The 24,031-nt window shown below is 64.8% G+C and carries 26 protein-coding genes and 2 pseudogenes; all 28 read left to right on the top strand.

All coding sequences use genetic code 11. From position 1 onward, the window contains the following. The first annotated feature begins 25 nt into the window (after positions 1–25). The 28 genes and pseudogenes from VW41_01940 to VW41_01805 all read left to right on the top strand — a co-directional run bounded on the left by VW41_01940 (position 26) and on the right by VW41_01805 (position 24,031). Complete coding sequence (locus VW41_01940) at positions 26–718, top strand: hypothetical protein (protein ID AJZ87895.1); 693 nt, start codon at positions 26–28, stop codon at positions 716–718. Between the two features lie 94 nt (positions 719–812). Then, positions 813–1,139 carry a hypothetical protein gene (locus tag VW41_01935; protein ID AJZ87894.1) on the top strand — a complete coding sequence of 109 codons (327 nt, stop codon included), beginning with the start codon at positions 813–815 and terminating at the stop codon, positions 1,137–1,139. A gap of 101 nt (positions 1,140–1,240) precedes the next feature. Further along, entirely contained in the window at positions 1,241–1,648 is a 408-nt protein-coding gene (locus tag VW41_01930; protein ID AJZ87893.1) for a hypothetical protein, read from the top strand. A gap of 16 nt (positions 1,649–1,664) precedes the next feature. After that, complete coding sequence (locus tag VW41_01925) at positions 1,665–1,925, top strand: signal peptide protein (protein AJZ87892.1); 261 nt, start codon at positions 1,665–1,667, stop codon at positions 1,923–1,925. A gap of 73 nt (positions 1,926–1,998) precedes the next feature. Next, positions 1,999–2,646, top strand: coding sequence for a hypothetical protein (locus tag VW41_01920; GenBank protein AJZ87891.1), 648 nt, complete (start codon positions 1,999–2,001; stop codon positions 2,644–2,646). 64 nt (positions 2,647–2,710) lie between these two features. After that, complete coding sequence (locus VW41_01915) at positions 2,711–3,820, top strand: methyltransferase (protein ID AJZ87890.1); 1,110 nt, start codon at positions 2,711–2,713, stop codon at positions 3,818–3,820. A 50-nt stretch (positions 3,821–3,870) separates the two neighbouring features. Next, complete coding sequence (locus tag VW41_01910; GenBank protein AJZ87889.1) at positions 3,871–4,191, top strand: methyltransferase; 321 nt, start codon at positions 3,871–3,873, stop codon at positions 4,189–4,191. Between the two features lie 90 nt (positions 4,192–4,281). After that, positions 4,282–4,587 carry a hypothetical protein gene (locus VW41_01905; protein ID AJZ87888.1) on the top strand — a complete coding sequence of 102 codons (306 nt, stop codon included), beginning with the start codon at positions 4,282–4,284 and terminating at the stop codon, positions 4,585–4,587. A 135-nt stretch (positions 4,588–4,722) separates the two neighbouring features. Continuing rightward, positions 4,723–5,757, top strand: a pseudogene (locus tag VW41_01900) (DEAD/DEAH box helicase). A gap of 617 nt (positions 5,758–6,374) precedes the next feature. Further along, complete coding sequence (locus tag VW41_01895; GenBank protein ID AJZ87887.1) at positions 6,375–8,093, top strand: DNA polymerase; 1,719 nt, start codon at positions 6,375–6,377, stop codon at positions 8,091–8,093. Positions 8,094–8,139: 46 nt separating this feature from the next. Beyond that, positions 8,140–9,420 (top strand): annotated as a pseudogene (locus VW41_01890) (DEAD/DEAH box helicase). Between the two features lie 112 nt (positions 9,421–9,532). After that, entirely contained in the window at positions 9,533–10,015 is a 483-nt protein-coding gene (locus VW41_01885; GenBank protein ID AJZ87886.1) for a hypothetical protein, read from the top strand. A 160-nt stretch (positions 10,016–10,175) separates the two neighbouring features. Next, positions 10,176–10,775 carry an integrating conjugative element protein pill, pfgi-1 gene (locus tag VW41_01880; protein ID AJZ87885.1) on the top strand — a complete coding sequence of 200 codons (600 nt, stop codon included), beginning with the start codon at positions 10,176–10,178 and terminating at the stop codon, positions 10,773–10,775. After that, the gene (locus VW41_01875) at positions 10,772–11,413 is read left to right on the top strand and encodes a membrane protein (GenBank protein AJZ87884.1); all 642 of its coding nucleotides are present in this window, start codon (positions 10,772–10,774) and stop codon (positions 11,411–11,413) included. Before VW41_01880 ends, VW41_01875 begins: the two co-directional genes overlap by 4 nt. 14 nt (positions 11,414–11,427) lie before the next feature. After that, complete coding sequence (locus tag VW41_01870; protein ID AJZ87883.1) at positions 11,428–12,153, top strand: conserved protein, ly exported; 726 nt, start codon at positions 11,428–11,430, stop codon at positions 12,151–12,153. Beyond that, a complete protein-coding gene (locus tag VW41_01865) occupies positions 12,135–12,740 on the top strand; it encodes a lytic transglycosylase (GenBank protein AJZ87882.1) in 606 nt (201 codons plus the stop codon). Before VW41_01870 ends, VW41_01865 begins: the two co-directional genes overlap by 19 nt. Further along, positions 12,737–13,276 (top strand): hypothetical protein, encoded by a 540-nt coding sequence (locus VW41_01860; GenBank protein AJZ87881.1) that lies wholly within the window; start codon positions 12,737–12,739, stop codon positions 13,274–13,276. Before VW41_01865 ends, VW41_01860 begins: the two co-directional genes overlap by 4 nt. Positions 13,277–13,280: 4 nt before the next feature. After that, positions 13,281–15,470, top strand: coding sequence for a conjugal transfer protein TraG (locus tag VW41_01855; protein ID AJZ87880.1), 2,190 nt, complete (start codon positions 13,281–13,283; stop codon positions 15,468–15,470). Then, on the top strand, positions 15,467–16,216 hold the full coding sequence (locus tag VW41_01850) for a membrane protein (GenBank protein AJZ87879.1): 750 nt from the start codon (positions 15,467–15,469) through the stop codon (positions 16,214–16,216). The genes VW41_01855 and VW41_01850 overlap by 4 nt, the downstream gene beginning before the upstream one ends. 98 nt (positions 16,217–16,314) lie before the next feature. Further along, positions 16,315–16,698, top strand: coding sequence for an RAQPRD family plasmid (locus VW41_01845; GenBank protein AJZ87878.1), 384 nt, complete (start codon positions 16,315–16,317; stop codon positions 16,696–16,698). Further along, complete coding sequence (locus tag VW41_01840) at positions 16,695–16,928, top strand: hypothetical protein (GenBank protein AJZ87877.1); 234 nt, start codon at positions 16,695–16,697, stop codon at positions 16,926–16,928. The genes VW41_01845 and VW41_01840 overlap by 4 nt, the downstream gene beginning before the upstream one ends. A 16-nt stretch (positions 16,929–16,944) precedes the next feature. Then, positions 16,945–17,304 carry a conjugal transfer protein gene (locus tag VW41_01835; GenBank protein ID AJZ87876.1) on the top strand — a complete coding sequence of 120 codons (360 nt, stop codon included), beginning with the start codon at positions 16,945–16,947 and terminating at the stop codon, positions 17,302–17,304. 11 nt (positions 17,305–17,315) lie between these two features. After that, positions 17,316–17,714: a hypothetical protein gene (locus tag VW41_01830; GenBank protein ID AJZ87875.1), complete on the top strand. Its 399-nt coding sequence runs from the start codon at positions 17,316–17,318 to the stop codon at positions 17,712–17,714. Continuing rightward, positions 17,711–18,400, top strand: coding sequence for a hypothetical protein (locus VW41_01825; GenBank protein ID AJZ87874.1), 690 nt, complete (start codon positions 17,711–17,713; stop codon positions 18,398–18,400). The genes VW41_01830 and VW41_01825 overlap by 4 nt, the downstream gene beginning before the upstream one ends. Continuing rightward, the gene (locus VW41_01820; protein ID AJZ87873.1) at positions 18,397–19,323 is read left to right on the top strand and encodes a hypothetical protein; all 927 of its coding nucleotides are present in this window, start codon (positions 18,397–18,399) and stop codon (positions 19,321–19,323) included. The genes VW41_01825 and VW41_01820 overlap by 4 nt, the downstream gene beginning before the upstream one ends. After that, positions 19,313–20,743 (top strand): conjugal transfer protein, encoded by a 1,431-nt coding sequence (locus tag VW41_01815; protein AJZ87872.1) that lies wholly within the window; start codon positions 19,313–19,315, stop codon positions 20,741–20,743. The genes VW41_01820 and VW41_01815 overlap by 11 nt, the downstream gene beginning before the upstream one ends. Next, positions 20,724–21,164 (top strand): conjugal transfer protein, encoded by a 441-nt coding sequence (locus tag VW41_01810; protein AJZ87871.1) that lies wholly within the window; start codon positions 20,724–20,726, stop codon positions 21,162–21,164. The genes VW41_01815 and VW41_01810 overlap by 20 nt, the downstream gene beginning before the upstream one ends. Next, positions 21,164–24,031: a conjugal transfer protein gene (locus tag VW41_01805; GenBank protein AJZ87870.1), complete on the top strand. Its 2,868-nt coding sequence runs from the start codon at positions 21,164–21,166 to the stop codon at positions 24,029–24,031. Before VW41_01810 ends, VW41_01805 begins: the two co-directional genes overlap by 1 nt.

Here is a 24,031-nt window from a genome sequence, read left to right as displayed (position 1 = left end):
TTCCTATTTCTCAAGGAGAAGCATCATGGCAGTCACATCGGCACCCGAGAAATCGGCCACGCCCATTATCGTCCCGGGCCAGCTCGCGCTGCGCACCATTCACGGCCGCAACGGAAAGTTCAACGTTGGCAAGCTCGAATGCCAACTCGGCAAGTTCACGATAAAAGATGCCGAACTGGAGCAGTACCCCGAGGGCAAGTACCAAGGGGAATTCGTCCTCCGCTACATCTTCCTCAAAGGCTATCCGATCAGCGACGGCAGCATGCGTTTCGAGATGCGCGCCAACCTGGACGGCATGACACTTTTCGGCATCGACAAGCTGAGCAAGGCCGAAGCACATAGCTTCGCCCCACAGGAAGTCGATCCGCTCGATGAAGAGCAAGGGCCGCCGCCTGCGGCAACGCCGGTCAAGGCCTCCAAGGCATCCAGGTCCGCCAAATCTGCACCCGTGCAGGCCTCCGCGGACCCGCTGATCGATACGACGCCCTTCGGCGTGGACGCGCCGCCGCCTGCTACGGCTGCTGCCCCCGGCAGCACCGAGGATGGCGACGCCGCACTGTTCGGCCTGTTGTGGCCGCTGGGCGAGTCCGTGAAGCTGGATTCGACCATCGACCGCCGCGCCCTGCGCGCGCAGATCGCCCGCCTGGACGAACTGGGCTACGCGCTGGACTTCAAGACGCAGGAGTGGAGCCGCCGGGCCGAACTGCAACCTGCGTAACCATGGGCGCCGCATCCGCGGTGTCCTTCATCCACCCGCCGGGGTTCCTTCCCCATGCGGGGGAGGCCTCGGCTCCTTTTTGGAGGTCTCCATCATGTCCACCATCGCTTGCGATTCCCCTCGCTCCGCTCTGGATGAACCCGCTTGGCGGGCTCTCTGCGAGACGGAAGCCGCACAAGCCACCAAGGGGTGCGGACTGTCTCACGACTACTACGTCGAACGCTTCAGTTCCGCGATCGACGAGCAAGTTGCTCGATTGCCCGAAGACCAACGCGCACAAGCGCTGCAGATCGCACAGGAATGGGACTACGCGACACCGGCCGAAAGGCAGGAAGCCCAGGACTGGAACGCTGAACACGGCTATTGCTCGCACGGAATCGAACTGGGTTATTGCCCGGCCGGTTGCGATTCGGACTACTGAGGTCCGGCACACGTCATCGCCGCTTGATCGGCTTTTCACCACCCGTCGGGGTTCTCCCCCTGCGGGAGGCCTCCGACTCTACTTTTTCCAGGAGGCCTCTCATGGGCTGGTATTTCTCTCCCCAATCGCGGTCTGAGCTGATCGCGGAATTGATCGCACCGCAGCAGACCGAGCGCGTCAGCGCGAAGGTCATCGCTCACGCACTGCGCGGCAACGTGCTGTGGTCCGTGGTCGAAATGACCGCCAAGGTCGAGGGTGTGCATCGTGATCTCGCGCCGGGCCAGTCCCTGCGCTACATCCGCTGCGATCTGCTGGAACGCAGCGGCAACCAGTGGGGCTACAAGCCGCTGGAAGAGTCCATGCACCCGTACTACTACTCGTGCCCGCTGTCCTATCTGGACCTCGCACCGGAGCAGTCCGCCGACTGGCGTGCAGGCGTTCGCGCCTACCACGCACGGCGACGCACACCCACGGCTGTCACGGCTCCCGCCGCGACGCTGATGGCCTGAGCCAGGAGGAACCAACATGGACCCGATCCTGGCTGCGCTCTCACCCTCGCTGCTGGCACTCGTTGAAGGAAGTTTGTCCAACGACGAAGTGTCCTCCGACGAGGAGATGCTGGAGTACTTCATCAGCAACGGCCTCACCGAGGAACAGGCACGGCAGGCACTGACCTACCGCGACCAGTACCTCAACAACATCTACCTGGACGGCTTCACGCCGATCACGGCGGTGGACGAGGCGCTTCACTTCAACCCGCACACCCGGCAGTTCGAGCCGGACTGAGCGATTTTCTTCCCACTGGGGCAGTACTTGCCCCAGGGGGCGGTGCTGTTCCCGTTCATCCGAGGACACCACCATGCCCGCAAACACTTCTTCCACGCTGTACCGCATCGACGAATGCCCGGACGTGATGGCCGACGCCTGTGTCGGCGATGACCAGGGCAACCTGATCTTCCTGTCCATCTGGGCGCGCGACACCGCCGTCCAGCAGTTCCTTGCTCGCCTGACCCTCGGGCGCGACGAGCAGGGACTGGACCAGTTCCACATCATCACCGATCAGGGCGGCAGCGTCCCGGTGTTCGTCGGCAACGTCGATCGCCTGGAAAAGCGCATGACCCGCGCTTACCGGCGAACGCTGTTCGGTTCGCTGTCCAACGTGTGGCTGTTCGACCGGCGCTGCGTCAAGCCCGACAAGGCCAACGCCAGCGCATTGGCATTGCTGCCACGCGACAGTGCCCACCGGCTTGACCGCCTGTGGATGCTGGTGCGGGACACCTGCCCGTTGCCGCTGCTCGACCACTGGCGCGAGACCGTGCTGGAACTGCTGCAAAGCCGCGAGATGCTGGCCCGCCTTCCGTTCGCCCTCGGGCCGCTGGAAGGCCATCGGCTCGCCATCGACGTGCCGGCGCTGACCTTGGCGCTGGGTTCCCTGATCCGCAGTGACGTGCTCACCGCCTATCCATACCCGGCCAAGATCTGGACGCCGGAAGTGGTAGCGGCCTGACCCACCCACGGAGGCACGCCTTGGCGTGCTTCCGTGTTTCATCCCCGCCAACCAGGAGACTTCCATGGCCCTCATGTTCCCGCGGCTCGCCCGCAATTTCGCCAAGAACGGGTACTACCCGACCGACGAACCCACGCTCGAAAGAGCCCTCAACGCACTGATGCCCAGCGACGGGCCGATGTGCATCCTCGATCCCTGCGCCGGCGAAGGCGTGGCGATCGCCGAAGCCGCCCATGCCCTCGGGCGCGAGCAGGCCAAGGCGTTCGCCGTCGAGTTCGACGCGGAGCGGGCACGCCATGCCCGAGGTCTGGTCGATCACTGCCTGCACGCGGACCTGATGGACACGATGGTCTCCAAACAGTCCTTCGGGTTGCTCTGGCTCAACCCGCCGTATGGCGACCTGTCCAAGGACGTCAACGGCAACATCGGATACCAGGGCCAGGGCCGTGCCCGCCTCGAAAAGCTGTTCTATCAGCGTTCGCTGTCGCTGTTGCAGTACGGCGGCGTGCTGGTCTTCATCGTTCCCGGCTACGTGCTCGACGCGGAGCTGGTCGGCTGGCTGACACGTCACTACACCGATCTGCGGATCTACCGAGCGGTGGAGACGCAGTTCAAGCAAGTGGTGATCTTCGGCCGAAGGGTGCGCCAGCGCGAGCAGGCCCCCGATGGCGTCAAGGCCGTGCGCAGCCTGCTGCTGCAGGTTGGGCTTGGCGAAGTCGAAGCCGAGGAACTTCCGAGCGAGTGGCCGTTCTTGCCATACATCATCCCCGCCAGTCCGGCCGAGCCGGAGCATTTCTTCCGCGTGACGATGGAGCCCGAACAGTTCGCCGACGAGGTTGGCAGGCTGCAAGGCCTCTGGCCGTCGCTGGACACGCACTTGGGGGCCGCGCAGCAGTCGCTGCGTCCACCGGCGCGAGCCTTGTCCCACTGGCATCTCGCCCTGGCCTTGGCCGCGGGCGCGATCTCCGGCGTTGTGCGCTCCCAGACGGGGCGCGTGCTCGTCGTCAAAGGTGACACCCACAAGGACAAGACGCTCCAGCGGGAATTCACCGAACGCGAAGACGGCTCCATCGCCGAGACCCGCATCCTCACCGACAAGTTTGTGCCCGTCATCCGCGCGTGGGACATGACGCCTGGCTCCGCGACACGGGGCGAGGTGTTAACCATCCGCTGATCCACCGGACGCGCTGCCGTCCTGCTGTACCACATCGAAGGAGAAACACCATGTTCCCCAATCCGTTCAAGCGGCCAGCGCCGCACAAGCAACCGTTGTTCGCACCGAGTACGTTGAAGTTGAGCGAGAAGGTGCATTGGCTGGCCCGAAGAGGCCTGATCGACCCCTTAGCCTATGTCCAGCGCCATGTGCGCGGGGACTGGGGCGAGATCGATGAGGCCACACGCCAAGCCAACGACGTGGCGATCCAACAGGACAACCTGATGATCTCGCAGTTCAGGATCACGCCGGACCTGGCGCTAATCGTCAAGACCAGCGAGGACCACGAGACCACGGTGATCCAGCTTCCCGAAGAGCGGGACCTGATCTGACGTCCCCACATCGTCATCCTCATTTTCCTGACGGAGCCACTTCACTCCGGCAGGGGTGTCGTGGCTCAATGACTCATCAAGGAGGAGCCCATGGCATCACATCGCATCGAAACCTACTGTCAGAGCCTGGCGTTCCCCATCGGGGCGCTTATCTTCAGCAAAGGCATTGACCGCCTGGTCCGCTCGGGTCGCCTCGACCCGATCCCGTACTTCAGGCGCCACACCCGTGGCGACTGGGGCGACGTCAACGTCCAGCAATGGCAGGCCAACAGCACCGCGCTTCAATCAGGCGCATCGCTGGCATCGCACTACGTGATCCATCCGGGGCTGGCCATTCGCATCGTTACCGACGCGGAGCGCCACGCCACCGTCATCGTTCTGCCGTCCGAGGACTGAGCACGGTTCAGCCGCTGGCCACCCAGGCCAGCACCTTCAACCACCGTCGGCCACGCGTCGATTTACTTCCCACCACGGGGCATGCCACTGCCCCGCTGGGGGTGGTGCATGCCCCTTTTTCTTTGGAGCATCACCATGTCCCTCGATCTCGAAACCAATGCCGCTGAAGCCGCGCCCGTACAGGGCGAACTGCTCGACGCGGAATCCTCCCCTCTGACCCTGAGCCTTCAGGATTTCGTCGGCGAGTTCGGCGACGAACTGCTCGACGCCCTCAACAGCGCCAACCCGCCGGTCTATACCGGCCAACCGCAAGCACATCGCCAGCTCATCGTCGCCAGCCTCAAGCGCAAGCTATTCCAGGCCCAGGCCGAAGTCGTCCACGCCGCCGCGGAGCTGCTGATTGACCGTGGCGAGCGCGCCGCGATCGTCAATGGCGAGATGGGCTGCGGCAAGACGACCGTCGGCATCGCCACGGCAGCTGTGCTCAACGCCGAAGGCTACCGCCGGACCTTGGTTCTCTCGCCCCCGCACCTTGTTTACAAGTGGCGGCGCGAGATCCAGGAGACAGTAGCGGGCGCGAAGGTCTGGGTGCTCAACGGCCCCGATACCTTGGTCAAGCTCATCAAGCTGCGCGAGCAGTTGGGTGTGCAGCCGACCGGCCAGGAGTTCTTTGTCCTGGGGCGCGTCAGGATGCGAATGGGGTTCCACTGGAAGCCTGTCTTCACCCAGCGGCGCACCCGCCACGGCGACGTGGCGGCCTGCCCGGACTGCGGCACGGTCATCACCGACCTCGACGGCGAGCCGGTCAACCCGGTCGCGCTTGAAGCCGAGGAGTACCGCAGGAAGTGCAGCCATTGCGCAGCGCCCCTGTGGACGCTGATCCGCCCACGCAGCCTGTCCGGCAACGACCAGTCCTCGGCCGTGCTGAAAGCCTTGAAGCGCATCCCGACCATCGGGGCAGTCACCGCGCAGAAGCTGATGCAGAAGTTCGGAGACGGCTTCCTGGCCTCGATGCTCGGCGACAACATCCATGAGTTCATCAATCTCATGGACGGCAACGGCGAGCTGGTGTTTTCCGACCGTCAGGCCACCCGCATGGAACGTGCGATGGCCAACATGGAGTTCGGCTTTGGCGAAGGCGGCTACCAGCCGTCCGAGTTCATCAAACGCGTGCGACGTGAAGTCGCCTGAGTAATTGTTCCAACGGGGGCAACCCCGACGAGGAACCTGATGTTCCGTCATCAGTAGCCTACCGGCACATGCAGGACTGGTAACGGTCTTGTGTGAAGCTGCCGGGACAATGTAGCTGGGCCTTCGGGCCGCGCCGCTGCCGTGAGGCAAGGCGTTACCTGCGAGCATCAATGCGGGTACGGCGCTAGGCTGGGTGGTATGACCAACGCAAGTGAACTGCTGTTAAACACCGTTATGAATGACAAGCCAAAGATGCTGACAGGCTTGAACCAAAAGGTATGCGGTCGGTTGCTCTTTATCCGTTTTGGGGGCACACGGACATCATGACCGCCGGTGGAAAGGCAGGGTCTAACCCATCTCGTTACTCAAGCGAAACACGGTAAGCCCGTATCGCTGCCCTTCGGGGCAGGCAGACCGTAAGGAATGCTGTTGGTGGTGCGGGTAAAGGAATGTGGAGAAAGCGAATGCCGTCCTGTAATGGGACGGATAGGGGTTGAGCCGTAAGGCGACATCATCCCACGCGAAAGCGGGCAGACTTCCACTTGGTCTTTCTCTACGAGAAAACTTGTCCAACCTTCTACAAGAGGGAATTGCAGATGACTACGCAAGAAATTGCTTGCGCGGGTGCGCCCTCACACGAATCGGTCACATGGCACAGCATCGACTGGGCTGCGTGTCACCGTGAAGTGCGAAGGCTCCAGGCGCGTATCGTAAAGGCGACTCGGGAAGGAAAACACGGCAAGGTGAAAGCCCTGCAGTGGATTCTGACCCACTCGTTCAGCGGCAAAGCATTGGCCGTCAGACGAGTCACCGAGAACCAAGGTAAGAAGACGCCGGGCGTGGATGGCATCACATGGTCCACCCCGGAAGCCAAGTCTCAAGCCATGTTGTCAATCAAGCGGCGCGGGTATCGTCCCCAACCGCTGAAGCGTGTCTATATTCCTAAAGCCAATGGGAAGATGCGGCCGCTGGGTATCCCGACCATGAGAGACAGGGCGATGCAGGCGCTATACCTGCTGGCTCTTGAACCCGTGGCCGAGACCACAGCGGACGGACGCTCGTTTGGGTTCCGACCGGAGAGGTCCACGGCGGACGCCATCGAACAGTGCTTCACGGCACTGTCCAAGAAGGTGGCACCGCAGTGGGTTCTCGAAGGCGACATCAAGGGCTGCTTCGACAACATCAGCCATGACTGGCTCATGGGTCATGTACCGACGGATCGCGAGATTCTGAGGAAGTGGCTCAAGGCCGGATACATGGAAGATCGGCAACTTTTTCCAACAGAAGCTGGTACCCCGCAAGGGGGCATCATCTCGCCAACTCTGGCGAATCTCGTCCTCGACGGGCTGGAAGCCAAACTGGATGCTGCGTTCGGAAGAAAGCGGTACGCCAACGGTGTACAGACCCGTTTGATGGTCAACTATGTGCGGTATGCGGACGACTTCATCGTGACAGGACGCTCGAAAGAGCTACTGGAACAGGAGGTCATGCCGATCATCGAGGACTTCATGCGGGAACGGGGGCTCACGCTCTCACCCGAGAAGACCAAGATCACGCACATCGACGAGGGCTTCGATTTCCTCGGGCAAAACGTGCGCAAGTACAACGGCAAGCTGTTGATCAAGCCGTCGAAAGCGAACGTGGCGACCTTTTTGGAGAAAGTGCGCTCGGCGGTCAAAGGCAATAAGGCGCTGGATCAGCCTCGGCTGATTCGGATGCTCAACCCAATGATCCAAGGCTGGGCGAATTATCACCAGCACGTCGTGTCCAAAGCGACGTTCGCGCGTGTCGATCATGAGATTTGGCGTGTGTTGTGGCAGTGGGCCGTTCGTCGGCATCCGCAGAAAAGCAGCGTCTGGATCAAGCAGCGCTACTTCCACTCCGTAGGCACCCGTAACTGGGTGTTTGCGGCGGCGACGGGTGAAAGGTTCCCTGATGGGAACCCCATCCTGTCGTCACTGCGGAAGGCAACGGATACGCCCATTCGGCGACACCGGCCAATCAAGTTGGAAGCCAATCCATTCGACCCGACGTGGGAGACGTACTTTGAGGAGCGTGTAAGCCTCAAGATGCAGAACTCACTGCGGGGCAGGAAGAAGCTCATCAACCTCTGGTTGGCACAGGATCGTCGTTGTCCGATCTGCCAAGAGTTGATCACGCAGGAGACGGGGTGGCATGTCCACCACATCATTCGGCGGGTCGATGGCGGAAAGGATGGGAACACCAATCTCATCATGGTGCATCCAAACTGTCATAACCAGATTCACGTCAATGGTCTCAAGGTGGTGAAGCCGGTCCGCGAAAGCGGGCTTTGAAAGGCTTGAGCCGTATGAGGGGAAACTCTCACGTACGGTTCTTAGGGGGGGATGGGCCAGCAATGGCCTGTCCCTACCCGACTACCTGCCGCAAGGCACGTTCGACCTGCTCATCGCCGACGAGGCGCACGAGTACAAGAACGGCGGCAGTGCCCAAGGCCAGGCCATGGGTGTGCTGGCAGCGAAGGCTCGCAAGACCTTGCTGCTGACTGGCACGCTGATGGGCGGCTACGGGGACGACCTGTTCTACCTGCTGTTCCGAGCCCTTCCGGGGCGGATGATCGAAGACGGCTACCGCCCGACCACGAGCGGCAGCATGACCTCGGCCGCGATGGCGTTCATGCGCGATCACGGGGTCTTGAAGGACATCTACTCCGAGAGCACCGGCACGGCGCACAAGACGGCCAAGGGCACCAAGGTATCGGTGCGCACGGTCAAGGCCCCGGGCTTCGGCCCCAAGGGCGTCTTGCGCTGCATCCTGCCGTTCACGATCTTCCTCAAGCTCAAGGACATCGGCGGCAACGTCCTGCCGCCGTATGACGAGGAGTTCCGAGAAGTCGCGATGGACACGGCGCAAGCCGCGGCCTACCGCGATCTGGCGGGTCGGCTGACCGCGGAGCTGAAACAGGCTCTTGCACGACGCGATACGACTTTGCTGGGTGTGGTGCTCAACGTGCTGCTGGCCTGGCCAGATTGCTGCTTCCGGTCGGAAACCGTGGTGCATCCGCGCACGCGCAACACCTTGGCGTTCGTCCCGGCTCAGTTCAACGAGTTCGAGTTGACGCCGAAAGAGCGCGAGCTGATCGACATCTGCAAAGAGGAGAAGGCGCAGGGGCGCAAGGTCCTGGCCTACACGGTCTATACCGGCACACGCGACACGACCAGCCGGTTGAAGGTGCTGCTAGAGCAAGAAGGTTTTCGGGTGGCGGTGCTGCGCGCAAGCGTGGATGCCAGCCGTCGCGAGGACTGGATCGCCGAGCAACTGGACCGTGGCATCGATGTGCTCATCACCAACCCCGAGCTGGTTAAAACGGGACTGGACCTGTTGGAGTTTCCGACGATCGTGTTCATGCAGTCGGGCTACAACGTGTACTCGCTGCAGCAGGCGGCACGCCGCTCCTGGCGCATCGGGCAGAAGCTGTCCGTGCGCGTGATCTACCTCGGCTACGCCGGTTCCTCGCAGATGACCTGCCTAGAGCTGATGGCCAAGAAGATCATGGTCTCGCAGTCCACCTCGGGCGACGTGCCCGAATCGGGGCTGGATGTGCTCAACCAGGACGGTGATTCCGTCGAGGTCGCACTGGCCCGGCAATTGGTCGCCGCCTGACCCCCACGCCATCGCCGGCCTAGTGCCGCCGGCTTTCTGTTGTTCCTACCTCGTAGCCATGCCCGTGTTCTTCGCGGGCATGGCTACGCATTTTCATTTCAAGGAGATTTCCATGAACACCAACACCCCTTCGATCGAACCCGCAGACGGCGGCGAGATCGAGATGCAAGTCGCTGTTGCCTGCGTCGATGTTTCCGGCACCCCCGACATGCCGGTCTTCAAGGTCAGAACCACCCAGGAGGAATACGATCAGGGTGCCCACTACTACAAAGCCAAGGATCTGGCCGAAGAAGCCCGGTACGAAGGGCCGTTCGTCTGCTTCGACGCTGCCGAATATGGCCCCATCCTGTCGGCCGCCCGCGAACTGGGCCTTGCCCCGCAGGTCGTCGTGGTCGATATGACCGACGGCCAGATCCACTCCATCCGCTGCGACACCGGCGAGATCAAGGTCGTCTGCTACGACACCAGCGACACCGACGAGTACTCGGCGGCGGTGGCGGACCGGCCGCTCGGCGAGAACGGCCAGCTCGTGCGCTGCTGGGCGCATGCCCAACTGGCACAGGTCGATCCCGGCTTGAAGCTGGCTCGGGATTGATTCGGCAGAGTCCGATCTGCGCTTTCACTGGCCCCTTCGGGGGCCTTTTTCTTTGGAGTGAGGCTGTCGGGAAATCGGGCGCTGCCTGGTTCGCATTGTTTGCTGCTGCTCGTGACCCGAGCGGCGATGGTGAGGGCTCGATGTTTCAGGACGACGCGCCATGTGCCCCTCTCCACCGTGGTTTCACCATCCCGAACGCCGCCTGCTGGCGGGATTTCTCGGCCTGCTTTGGTTGGTACTGGCTGGCGGCTGCGCGACAACGACTGCACCGCACGCACCCGATGCCTTCGAGGAAGTCTCGACCGCGCCCGAACCCGAAGCACCCGAGTACATCCCCGTTGTGCGCTACGGGCGCTACACGTTGGTCGAGCTGGCCCCCACGGCGGCGCAGCGCGACCTGCTGTTGCAGACCATCGATGTTTCGATGCCGGCGGATGCCCGCGTCACGGTCGGCGATGGGCTGCGGCATGTGCTCAAACGCAGCGGCTACAGCCTGTGTCAAACAGCACATGCCGTGATCGAGTTGTATGCACTGCCGCTGCCGGCGGCGCACCTGCATCTCGGTCCCATGACTTTGCGCGACGCGCTGCTCACCCTGGCTGGTCCGGCCTGGGAACTGCACGCGGATGACCGCGCACGACAGATTTGCTTCGAGCGGCCCGGCGACAGCGTGGCCATCGAACCAATGCCCGAACCGGCCGCCGCCGATGCGGTGCAGACCTTCCCACTGATGCCCTCCATTCCAGGCGGCCAGCCATGAACACTCCCCAATCTTCGCGGCGCCCGGCTGTCGCCGTGGTGATGCAAAGCCTGCTCTGGCTCTGGCTGCTCGGTCTCAGCGTCATCGTGGCCCTCGGCTACCAGGCGATGAGCGACCAGGCCGACGAGAAACGGCTCGACTCCCGTTTGCAACGCCTCGAAGCGCAGACGGTGGCCCTGGCTGAGACCATCGGAACCATCCAGCAGCGTCCGCCTGTCGCAACGGCGGCGGACCTCAAAGAAACCCGCCAAATCCTGGAAGCACGCGCTTCCCAGGTTGAGAAAACATTGAGCAGCTACGCAGCCGCCGACGACCTTCAGGCGCTGCGCGCGGAGATCGAGCAGATCAAGACGCGCCAGACCGCCGCGCGTGCAGCAACACCCACCCAGCCGCGCACATCGAGCAAGCCCGCCGCCAAGCCTGAACCGCCGCCACTGCCGTTCCGCATCGTCGGCGCCGAACTGCGCGCCGGCCAGCTCAGCGTGTCCGTCGTGCCGAGCAGTGGAAACTCTACGCCCGACCAGCTACAGGTGCTGCTGCCCGGTGATGCGGTCGGTCCATGGCGCTTGCAGGCAATCGATGGCAGCGCCGCGGTGTTCCAAGCCGGCGACCAGACCCGTCGCGTGGCGATTCCCTGATCGGAGCACACGACATGAAGCCGTCGATCATCCTTTCCGCACTCCTGCTGGCTTCAGTCCAGTGGCCCGCGTGGGCGCAGCAGCCAGCCACAGCTCCCGCCCGCAATGCGCAGAGCCAGGAGCGCCCGCTGGCCGCCCGCGTCCTGGACGACCGAGTAGCAAGCAACTGGGGCCTCCAACCCCAGGAATGGGCGCGCTACCGCGAGCTGATGGATGGGCCGCTGGGCATCTACTCGCCCAACCTGGACCCGCTGTCTGCCCTAGGCATCGAGGCACGCACCGACGAAGAACGGCGGCGCTATGCAGAGCTGCAGGTGCAAGTCGAGGCACGCCGCGTCGAGAAGCTGCTCGCCTACCAACGTGCCTACGACGAAGCCTGGCAGCGCCTGAACCCCGGCATGCAGCGCGTGAACCTGCCCGACGACGGGCCGGGCACCGGCACCGCGCGCGGCAGCGGTCGCATGGCGGTGTTCGTCAAGGACGGCTGCGCGGTCTGTGGGCAGCTCGTGCAGCGGCTGCAATCCTCGGGTGCCGAGTTCGACCTGTATATGGTGGGCAGCCGCCAGGACGACGCACGCATCCGCGACTGGGCCAAGCGCGCGCAGATCGACCCGGCACGCGTGCGCAGCGGCAGCATTACCCTCAACCACGACGGTGGCCGCTGGCTGTCGCTGGGCCTGCCCGGTGACTTGCCCGCGACTGTGCGCGAGGTGAACGGCCAATGGCAGCGCCAGCCGTAGCGGCCACCTCCGTCTCGCAGCTCTTGCGCGCACTGGTGCTCGCTACCGGCCTGTGCGCCTGCGCCGCCCATGCCCAGGAGATTCCGCCACCCGCCTACCAGCTCGCCGCCCAGCGGGCGGGCATCCCCTCGACCGTGCTCTACGCCGTGGCCTTGCAGGAGAGCGGAGTTCGACGCAACGGGCGCATCGTCCCGTGGCCGTGGTCCCTCAATGTCGCCGGCCAGTCGCGCCGCTTTGCCACGCGCGCCGATGCCTGCTCGGGCTTGCAACAGGCAATGCGCGCCACGCCTCACACGCGCATCGATGCAGGCCTGGGCCAGATCAACCTCGGCTACCACAAGCACCGCTTCACCAGCGCGTGTGACCTGCTGGACCCGTATCGCAACCTCGCCATCGCCGCTGAAATCCTGAACGAGCAGCACACGTCCGGCGAAGACTGGCTGCTCGCGATCGGCCGCTACCACCGTCCTGCGGGCGGCGAACCCGCCGCCCGCTACCGGCGCAGCGTGTCGCGCCATCTCGCGCGTGTGCAGGGCGCACGTCCAAACGCGGCGGTGCTCGCCGCGCGCCAGGAGACTTCCCCATGACGAAATCCCATCTGGCCCTGCGGGGCCTGCTTGTGCTGCTGGCAGGACTGCCGCTGGCATCGCGTGCCGGCGATCCGCTGATCGTGGTCGAAGATCGCGGTGGCACGTCGGCGCTGCCGTACTACGAGGCCCTCAACCTCCAGCCGCGCGCCGATGTCCCGGCCCGTCCCCCCATTCCGACGCCACAGGTTCCCGCCACACCCGCGGACGAGACAGCGATGCTGCCGGTGCGCAGCGCCAAGCTCACGCCCGGCACCGTCGCGCGGCGCGTGATCGAAGCGCCCGGCCTGCGGCCGTTCGTGGTCATCGGCGACGACGACGCCTCCCGGGCCTGGTTGCAGCGCCGCAGCGTTGCTTTGCGCGAACGCGGCGCGGTCGGCTTGGTGGTCAATGTCGAGACCGCGCAGGGCCTGGCACGGCTGCGTGCCCTGGTGCCGGGCGTGCCGCTTGCGCCCGTAGCCGGAGACGACCTGGCCGATCGCCTGGGCCTGCGGCACTACCCGGCGCTGATCACGGCCACCGGCATCGAGCAATGAAGCCATGTCGGGGAAACAGCCGGTCGAGGTTCTGCTACGCCCAGCGGTGGAGCTATACACCGTCGCAGCGTGTGCAGGCGCCGCGTTTCTGTCCCTGGTGGCCCCATGGTCGCTCGCGCTGAGCCCGGCCATGGGCGTCGGCAGCGCCTTGGCGTTCGGCGCCTATGGCGCGATCCGCTACCGCGATGCCCGCGTGATCCTGCGCTACCGGCGCAACATCCGCCGCCTGTCGCGCTACGTGATGACGAGCAAGGACGTGCCCGTCAGCCAGCAGCGGCTTTTCATCGGGCGCGGGTTCCTGTGGGAACAAAAACACACCCATAGGCTGATGCAGACGTACCGGCCGGAGTTCCGCCGATACGTCGAGCCGACGCCTGCCTACCGGCTGGCACGGCGACTGGAGGAGCGGCTGGAGTTCGCGCCGTTCCCGCTATCCCGGCTGTCCGCGCTCACGGGCTGGGATGTGCCTTTCAACCCGGTGCGTCCGCTGCCGCCTGTGGGCGGCCTGCCACGCCTGCACGGCATCGAACCGGACGAGGTGGACGTCAGCCTACCGCTCGGCGAGCGTGTCGGGCACTCGCTGGTGCTGGGCACCACGCGCGTGGGCAAGACGCGACTGGCCGAGTTGTTCGTGACCCAGGACATCCGCCGCAAGAGCGCTGCCGGCGAACACGAAGTCGTGATCGTCATCGACCCCAAAGGGGATGCGGACCTCTTGAAGCGCATGTATGTCGAGGCCAAGCGCGCGGGCCGTGAAGGCGAGTTTTACATCTTCCACTTGGGCTGGCCGGAGATTAGCGCCCGCTACAACGCGGTGGGCCGATTCGGTCGCATCTCGGAAGTCGCCACCCGTATCGCAGGGCAACTCTCCGGTGAAGGCAATAGCGCGGCCTTCAGGGAGTTCGCGTGGCGCTTCGTCAACATCATTGCCCGTGCCCTAGTGGAACTGGGACAGCGCCCGGACTACATGCTGATCCAGCGGCACGTCATCAACATCGACGCGCTGTTTATCGAGTACGCCCAGCACTACTTCGCCAAGACCGAGCCCAAGGCCTGGGAGGTGATCGTCCAGATCGAGGCCAAGCTCAACGAGAAGAACATTCCGCGCAACATGATCGGGCGCGAGAAGCGCGTGGTTGCGCTGGAGCAGTATCTCTCCCAGGCGCGCAACTACGACCCGGTGCTCGACGGACTGCGCTCGGCAGTTCGGTACGACAAGACCTACTTCGACAAGATCGTCGCGTCATTGCTGCCGTTGTTGGAAAAGCTCACGAGCGGCAAGATCGCGCAGCTCCTGGCACCGAACTATTCCGACCTGGCCGACCCGCGCCCGATCTTCGATTGGATGCAAGTCATCAGGAAGCGCGCCATCGTCTATGTGGGACTGGACGCGCTGTCCGACGCCGAGGTTGCCGCAGCGGTCGGGAACTCCATGTTCTCCGACCTGGTTTCGGTGGCGGGCCATATCTACAAGCACGGGATCGACGATGGCCTGCCGGACGCCTCTGCTGGCGCGCGCGTGCCGATCAACGTCCATGCGGACGAATTCAATGAACTCATGGGTGACGAATTCGTGCCGCTTATCAACAAAGGCGGCGGCGCCGGGCTGCAAGTCACCGCGTACACGCAGACCCTCTCGGACATCGAGGCCCGCATCGGCAACCGCGCGAAAGCTGGCCAGGTGATCGGCAACTTCAACAACCTGTTCATGCTGCGCGTGCGCGAGACGGCCACCGCCGAACTGCTGACGCGGCAGTTGCCGAAGGTCGAGGTCTATACCACTACCATCGTCTCAGGGGCAACCGACAGTTCGGACATCCGCGGCGCGACGGATTTCACGTCGAACACCCAGGACCGCATCAGCATGTCCAGCGTGCCGATGATCGAGCCATCGCACGTAGTCGGCCTGCCCAAAGGCCAGTGCTTCGCGCTGCTGCAGGGCGGCCAGCTTTGGAAGGTTCGCATGCCGCTGCCGATACCAGACCCGGATGAAGTGATGCCGGCGGACCTGCAACAACTGGCGGGGTACATGCGCCAGAGCTACAGCGAGGCTACGCAGTGGTGGGAGTTCACCAGTTCCCCGACCTTGCAGAATGCGGCCTTGCCCGATGACCTGCTGGATGATGCGGCTCCAGCCGAGTCTGCTGCGGTGGCCACCGCCACCGACCACAATGCCGACGAGGCCGCGCCATGAAGGACGCCGCATCGACCGCGCAGCGGGAGCAGAACCAGCGCCAGGGCCTGATCGTCGGCACCGTCACCTTGCCGTTTCGCTTGCTTGGAGTGCTGATCGGCTCGCTGCTGTTCTCGATCGTGGTGGAGTGCGTCGGCATGCACCTGTTCTGGAAGGACCAGGGCTGGCGCCATTCCCAGCAGATGTTGCAGTACGAGCTTGGACACCTGTCCAGCCACTTCACGCGCAGCGTGGTCGTGCAGGAGCCGGGGCGCACAGCGCACGAGTTGGTGGATACAGGCTACGAATGGGTGTTTGTTCGCTCCGGGCTGCTGGCGCGCATGAGCCAGACCGCCGAGCGCGTCCGCGCACCCAGCCACGAGCAGGCGCGCAACTTCCGCTACTACATCAGCCAAGTCTATGTCTGGGCCGAGAGCTACCTGATCGCCGCGGCCTTCACGACGCTGACCTTCCTAGTGCGCCTGCTGGTCCTGGTGCTCACGCTGCCGCTGATCTTCACGGCCGCTTTCGTCGGTCTGATTGATGGTCTGGTACGACGCGACGTGCGCAGGTTCGGCGCGGGCCGCGAATCCGGGTTCATCTACCACCGCGCGAAAGCCAGCCTTATGCCCCTGGCCGTGCTGCCGTGGATCACGTACCTGGCACTGCCGATCTCGGTGCATCCATTGCTGATCCTGTTGCCGAGCGCCGCCTTGCTGGGACTGGCCGTGAGCCTGACTGCGGGCAGCTTCAAGAAGTACCTCTAGCCGATCAATCCGGTCATCCGCAGGTTCCTATTGTTTGCGGCCTGAAACAGCCCTGATCTCCACGATCTAGCCATTGCTGATCACACAGGAATGGCGCGATGTTGGCTCCGATCTGGCTGCGCGCCGCGCATCGCGGCGTGCCCACTTTTCTCGTGACGGTCCTTGTGTTGGGCCAGTCCTCGATGGCGTTGGCCGAGTCCCCAGCGCAGCGTCAGGAGCTGGTCGCAGCGCTGCGCCAACTCGACGCGCTGGAGCACACGGTCACCGACAGCGCCGCGCATGCCCCCATCCAGCCGGGCGAGCGCTACCACTTCGACTACCCGAGGCTGCTGGCTGACCTGGCGCGCGTGCGCGCCGGCATCCAGGCCCATCTCACACCGTCGCGCGCCCAGCCGCGCGACCCGTCCGAATTGACCGGCGACTACCGCACGGAGCGGGTCGTCCCGCCATCACCGCCGACGACCGCGGAGGGCAAGCCATGAACGGCGCCCAGGTCTCGGCATTTCAAGCCAACAGCGGCATCGCACCTTCAGCGATGGCGACCGTCCTGGTCGGCGTCGTGTTCGCGGTCCTGCTCGTCTGGGGCGTTTGGGCCATGCGAACGGCCTACGTGGGGTGGTCCGAGAGCCGCCTCAACCAACGCCAGTTCCTCGGCGTCTGCATCCGATTCGTCGCGATGTACCTCGTCCTGACTTTCTTCCTCCTCTCCTGACCTGAAAGGCATGACCATGCACAACCGCATCCTCACTTCCCGTCTTGCCCAGCGCGCCGCCGTGGCCTTGGGCGCCGCTGCGCTGCCCGCGCTGTCGTTCGCGCAGGGTCTGCCGCAGTTGGAGAACCCGACCCGCGGCACGGGCAACGGCATCATGGAAACGATCCGTAACTACGGCTACGACATCATCATGCTCGTGGCCCTCCTGGTCGTGGCGTCGATGTTCATCGGCGTCTGCTACCACGCCTACGGGACCTACGCGGAAATCCACACCGGCCGCAAGACGTGGGGCCAGTTCGGCCTCACGGTCGCCATCGGCGCCGTCCTGCTCGTGATCGGCATCTGGCTGCTCACCGAAGCCACCGGCATCCTGTAAGCGAGGCTGGTATGTCCGAGCAGCAGCACGTCCGTGCGGATGGGACCGTGACGTTCCTTCCGCACCGGCTCAACCGCCATCCCGTTGTCGTGCGCGGCCTCACCGCCGACGAGCTGTGGATCTGCTGCGGCTTGTCCGGCGGCGCCGGCCTGCTGGTCGGCGCGCCGCTGTCGTGGGTGTTCCGCACGATCGCGCTAGCTCCCACGTTCGTCGTCCTGGGCGTGGCCTTGGGCGTGTTTATCGGCGGCGGCATTCTCCGCCGCCTCAAGCGCGGGCGTCCCGACACCTGGCTGTATCGGCAACTGCAATGGCGCATTGCGACACGTCATCCACTGATGGCGGGTTGGGTGGGCGGCCATGTGCTGATCTCACGTTCCGGCTTCTGGACCACCCGAAGGAGCGCGCGATGAGCCGCTTCAAGAACGAGATCACCCACCTGCAGGCGCACATCAAGACGCTTCGCCTGGGGACTGGTGCCCTGATCATCGTCGCCCTGGTCATGGGTGGCGGCTGGTGGAGCGCTCCGCGCGATCTGACCATCCACGTTCCGCCTGACCTGCGCTCCGGCAGTACCAGGAAGTGGTGGGAAGTGCCGCCCGAATCGGTCTATGCGTTCACGTTCTACGTGTTCCAGACGCTCAACCGCTGGCCGACGAATGGCGAAGAGGACTACGCGCGCAACCTCCACACGCTCTCGCCGTACCTCACCCCGTCCTGCCAGGCCTTCCTGCGCGCGGACTACGACTACCGCCGCAGCACGGGCGAGCTGCGCCAGCGCGTGCGCGGTATCTACGAAATCCCCGGCCGCGGCTACGGCGACGACCCCACGGCCCGCGTGCGCGTGGTTTCCGACCGCGACTGGGTAGTGACGCTGGACATCACCGCCGACGAGTACTACGGCGCCGAGCAAGTCAAGCGCGCTCTGGTGCGCTATCCCGTGAAGGTCACGCGGGTGGACGTCGATCCTGCCCGCAACCCGTTCGGCCTGGCGCTCGACTGCTATGAGGGCGCGCCCCAGCGCATCAGCACGCCGGAGCCGACGCGCCCGGCGTCTGGCGGCCTGTCTCCGCAAGCGCCTCAAGGAGAAATCCCATGAAGCATCCTGTACTCACGTTGCTGGGGCTGTTGGCAGTGGCCGCGGCTCCCGCTGTCCAGGCGGTGGAGATCCTGCGCTGGGAACGCATGCCGCTGGCGTTGCCGCTGAAGGTCGGCCAGGAGCGCGTCGTGTTTATCGACCGCAACGTCCGCGTGGGCGTGCCCGCGGGCGTCGGCGAGCGCCTGCGGGTGCAGAGCGCGGGCGGTGCGGTGTACCTGCGCGCCAGCGAGCCGATCGAACCCACGCGGCTGCAATTGCAGGACGCCGACACGGGCGCGCTGATCCTGCTGGACATTGCGGCGGAGCCAGCCAAGGACGGGGAAGCCGAGCTGGAACCAGTGCGCATCGTCGAGGGCAACAGCACCCCGGCGCGCTATGGCGATCAGCCCGGCGATGACAACGAAGCTCCGGCGCGCGCCCAGGACCAGGCCGGCGCGCGAGCGGCGCGACGCGAGACCCCGGTGCCGGTTGTCCTGACGCGCTTCGCCGCACAGAACCTCTACGCGCCGCTACGCACCGTGGAGCCGCTGCCGAGCGTCATGCGGGTGAACCTGCGCCGTGACCTCGACCTCGGCACGCTGATGCCGACGCTGCCCGTGCGCGCGGTCGCGCTCGCGTCGTGGCGTCTGGAAGACCAGTGGGTGACCGCCGTGCGCCTGACCAACAGCAGCAGCGGCTGGATCACCCTGGACCCGCGCGTGCTGCAAGGCGATTTCCTCACCGCCACCTTCCAACACGAGGCGCTTGGTCCCCGCGGGACGCCCGAGGACACGACCGTCCTGTACCTGGTGACGCGCGGGCGTGGCCTGGCGCAATCGCTGCTACCAGCGGTCAACCGCTTCGACCCGGCCGTGCATCTCCCACAACCGGAAGCCAGTTCCCAGGATGGCACCGACCGCAAGGAGGTCCGCCATGCGCAGTAATGGACTCCTGAAGTGGCTGATGATCCCGGTTGCCGTGCTGGTGCTGTTCGTCGCCATCCGGCTGTTCTCGGGTGGCAGCACTTCGGCACCACCGACCGCGGATGCCGGCGCCAAGCTCACTCCAGCGGAAATGAAGGCGCTGGGCATCGAGGGCGATACCCCGCGCGACACCGTGGCGACGCTCGTTGCTCAAGTGAAGCAGTTGCGCACCGAGCTTCAGACCGCGCTCTCGGACAACAAATCCCAGCGCGAAGAAAACCAGCGACTGCGCCAGCGCGAGAACTCCATTGACCAGCGCATCAATTCGGCCCTCGACTCCGAGCGCACTAACCTACGTCGCGACCAAGAGCAGGCAGCCAGCGCGCGCCAGCAGACCGAAGGGCTGCTTGCCGACCTGCAACGGCGCCTGGACAGTATCGGGGGACGTGGCGGCGGCCATGCCGACCTGCCGGTGGGTCTGGGGCTGCGTGACGGCGACGAGGCCGGCATGGAAGGCGGCGTGCGCTGGGTCGAACCCGACGATGCGAGGAAAGTCGAGGGGCGCAACAGCAGTCGTGGCACGGGTAGCGGCATGAGCTTCCCGACGAGCTTCGGCCCCGCACAGAGCACGTTGGAAACCACGGCGGAAACCGTGGCGAACGCAGGCGCACGCGCCGCAGGCGTGAAGAGCGCCAAGGCGGTCTATACCGTACCGACCAATTCGACGCTGATGGGGTCGGTGGCGATGACGGCGCTGATCGGCCGCGTGCCGATCGACGGAACCGTCAACGATCCGTACCCCTTCAAGGTGTTGGTCGGATCGGACAACCTGACCGCCAATGGCATCGACATTCCCGACGTGGCCGGTGCCGTGTTCAGCGGCACCGCATCGGGCGACTGGACGCTCTCGTGCGTGCGCGGCCAGGTACGCAGCATCACCTTCGTCTTCCACGACGGCACGATCCGCACCATCCCCGAAGACCGCGACGGCAACCAGCAGAACAACCAGCAGCAGAACTCTCAAAGTGGAGGCCTGGGCTGGATCAGCGACCCATACGGCATTCCCTGCGTCAGCGGGGAGCGTCGCAGCAACGCCCAGCAGTACCTTGGCTCGCAAGCCCTGATTACCGCCGCCGGTGCCGGCGTCGCCTCGCTGATCGACAGCGACAGCGGCCAGATGTCCTACGTCGGCGCCGACGGCTCCATCGGCAGCGTCGGCATCTCGGGCAATGAAGCCGTGGGCCGCATCCTGGCCGGTGGCGTGCGCGACATGGCCGACTGGGTGAACAAGCTATACGGCCAGGCCTTCGCCGCCGTCTATGTCCAGCCCGGCGCGAAGGTCGCCGTCCACCTCGAAAAGCCGCTTGCCATCGACTTCGATCCCGAAGGCCGCAAGGTCGATCACCGCGCAGGAGAAAGCCATGCTCTCGAACTTGAATAAGGGCCTGGCGCTGGCCCTCGCCGTCGCGGTGCTCGGCGGCTGTGCCACCAGCAAGGAAAAGCTGCTCCCGCACGGCGATAGCACGATGATGGACATCTGGCAGCAGAACGCCGGCGACGGCAGCGGTGGCGCCGGCCAGGTGGCGCGCAGGCAATTGCTCGATGCACGCCAGAGCCTGCGCCGGCCGCTGACCGAGGCCGACGTGGAGGCCGCACCCGCCGAACAGATGCGCTACACGCGCACGGCGCGAAACGAGGTCTATCGCCAGTTCCACCGCCTGCCGAACCCCGACCTTGTCATGTATGTGTACCCGCACCTGGCGGGTACCGACCCCGTGCCGGTTCCGGGCTACACGACAGTCTTCCCCCTGTACCAGCGCGTGCAGTACGCCATGCCGGGCGAGCGCGTGGAGGACTACTGATGCGCTGGAAACTCCCTTGGCCGAAGCTGGCTGCATCCGATGGTGGCAATGACGAGCAGCCGGACGGCTGGCAGCGCCACGTCGAGGCGTTGCGCCAGGCCGGCATCGCCGAACCCGGAGCGACGATCCAGGGCCGCAAGCCGGCGACCGTGGCGGACGAGCAGGCGCTGTACGACGTCGCGCAGTCGTTCGCGGAGCTGCTGCCGTGGGTGGAGTTCCTGCCGCCGTCGAAGTCCATGCTGCTGGAGGACGGGCAATCGGTCGCAGCCTTCTACGAGCTGGTCCCGCTGGGCACCGAAGGTCGGGAGCCTGGCTGGCTCGCGCATGCCCGCGACGCGCTCGAAAACGCGCTCCAGGATTCGTTCGATGAGCTGGACGAGAACCCCTGGGTGCTCCAGCTCTACGCCCAGGACGAACCCAGCTTCGACCAGTACATGCAGACCCTGCGCAACTACGTGCAGCCGCGCGCTCGCGGCACGGCCTTCACCGAGTTCTATCTTCGCTTCTTCGGCCACCACCTGCGCGCGGTGGCCAAGCCCGGCGGCCTGTTCGAGGACACGGTGGTCACGCGGTTGCGCTGGCGCGGCCAGACGCGGCGCGTGCGCATGGTGGTCTATCGCCGGGCCACCGGTCAGGCGAACCGCCGTGGCCAGACACCCGAGCAAATGCTGAACATCGTCTGCGATCGCCTTTGCGGCGGCCTGGCGAACGCCGGCATCCAAGCCCGGCGCATGGTCGCGGCCGATGTTCACGACTGGTTGCTGCGGTGGTTCAACCCACGCCCCACGATGCTCGGGCCAAGCGCTGAGGATCGAGAGCGCTTCTATGCGCTGGCCCGCTATCCCGACGAGGTGGAGGAAGGCGAGATCGAGCTGGCGAGTGGTCGGGATTTCAGCCAACGGCTGTTCTTCGGTCAGCCTCGCTCCGATGCCGGGCACGGCACCTGGTACTTCGACGGCATGCCGCACCGTGTGCTGGTCACCGACCGACTACGCATGCCGCCCGGTACGGGACACCTGACTGGCGAAACCCGCAAGGGGGATGCGATCAACACGCTTTTCGATCAGATGCCCGAAGACACCACGATGTGTCTGACCATGGTGGCGACGCCCCAGGACATCCTCGAATCGCACCTGAATCACCTGGCTAAGAAGGCTGTCGGCGAAACACTGGCATCGGAGCAGACGCTCAAGGATGTGCAGGAGGCGCGCTCGCTCATCGGCAGCGCGCACAAGCTCTACCGCGGCACGCTGGCCTTCTATCTGCGCGGACGCGACGAAGCCGAGCTTGACAGGCGCGGCCTGGACCTCGCCAACGTGATGCTCAACGCGGGGTTGCAGCCCGTGCGCGAGGACGATGAAGTCGCGCCGCTCAACAGCTACCTGCGCTGGCTACCGTGCTGCTACAACCCTGCGCAGGATCGGCGGAACTGGTTCACCCAACTGATGTTCGCCCAGCATGTGGCGAATCTCTCGCCGGCGTGGGGTCGCAGCCAGGGTACGGGCCATCCGGGCAACACGTTCTTCAACCGCGGTGGCGGGCCGATCACGTTTGATCCGCTGAACCGCTTGGACAGGCAGATGAACGCCCATCTGTTCCTATTCGGCCCCACCGGCTCGGGCAAGAGCGCAACGCTCAACAACCTCTTGAATCAGGTCACGGCCATCTACCGGCCGCGGCTGTTCATCGTGGAAGCCGGCAACAGCTTCGGTTTGTTCAGCGACTTCGCCAAGCGCCTGGGTCTGACCGTAAACCGAGTCAAGCTGGCTCCTGGCTCAGGCATCAGCCTGGCGCCGTTCGCCGACGCTCGCCGGCTGATCGAAACGCCCAGCAACGTGCAGACGCTTGATGCCGATGCACTGGATGAAGAATTGCCAGCCGATTCCTCGGTCATGGAGGAGGACGAGCAGCGCGACGTGCTGGGTGAACTGGAGATCACGGCACGGCTGATGATCACAGGCGGCGAGGACAAGGAAGAAGCTCGGATGACGCGGGCCGATCGCTCGCTGATCCGCCAGTGCATCCTCGATGCCGCCGAGCACTGCGTGGCCGAGAAACGCACGGTGCTCACGCGCGACGTGCGCAACGCGCTGCGCACGCGCGGCCAGGACCCGACGCTGCCCGAGATGCGGCGCGTGCGGCTGCTGGAGATGGCGGACGCGATGGACATGTTCTGCCAAGGCACGGACGGCGAGATGTTCGATCGCGATGGCACGCCGTGGCCCGAGGCCGACATCACGCTGGTGGATCTCGCGACCTATGCTCGGGAGGGCTACAACGCGCAGCTCTCCATCGCCTACATCAGCCTGATCAGCACGGTGAACAACATCGCCGAGCGCGACCAGTACCTGGGCCGTCCGATCATCAATGTGACCGACGAAGGCCACATCATCACGAAGAACCCGCTACTCGCGCCCTACGTCGTAAAAATTACAAAAATGTGGCGCAAGCTAGGGGCCTGGTTCTGGCTGGCTACACAAAATATCGACGATCTGCCGCGTGCCGCGGAGCCCATGCTCAACATGATTGAGTGGTGGATCTGCCTGTCGATGCCGCCCGATGAGGTCGAGAAGATCGCACGCTTCCGCGAACTCTCACCCGCGCAGAAAGCGCTGATGCTTTCTGCGCGCAAGGAGGCGGGGAAATTCACCGAGGGCGTCATCCTCTCCAAGAGCATGGAAGTGCTGTTCCGCGCCGTGCCGCCCAGCCTGTACTTGGCGTTGGCGCAGACCGAACCCGAAGAGAAGGCCGAGCGCTACCAGCTCATGCAGCACTACGGCTGCACCGAACTGGAAGCGGCCTTCAAGGTGGCCGAGAAGATCGACCAGGCGCGCGGCATCGAGTCGCCGGCCCTGGAACTGTCGTAA

The sequence above is a fragment of the Klebsiella michiganensis genome (assembly GCA_000963575.1).
GTDB lineage: Bacteria > Pseudomonadota > Gammaproteobacteria > Enterobacterales > Enterobacteriaceae > Cedecea > Cedecea michiganensis_A.
Note: the sequence above shows the minus strand (reverse complement) of the source record. Positions and strands in the feature narration are given on the sequence as shown.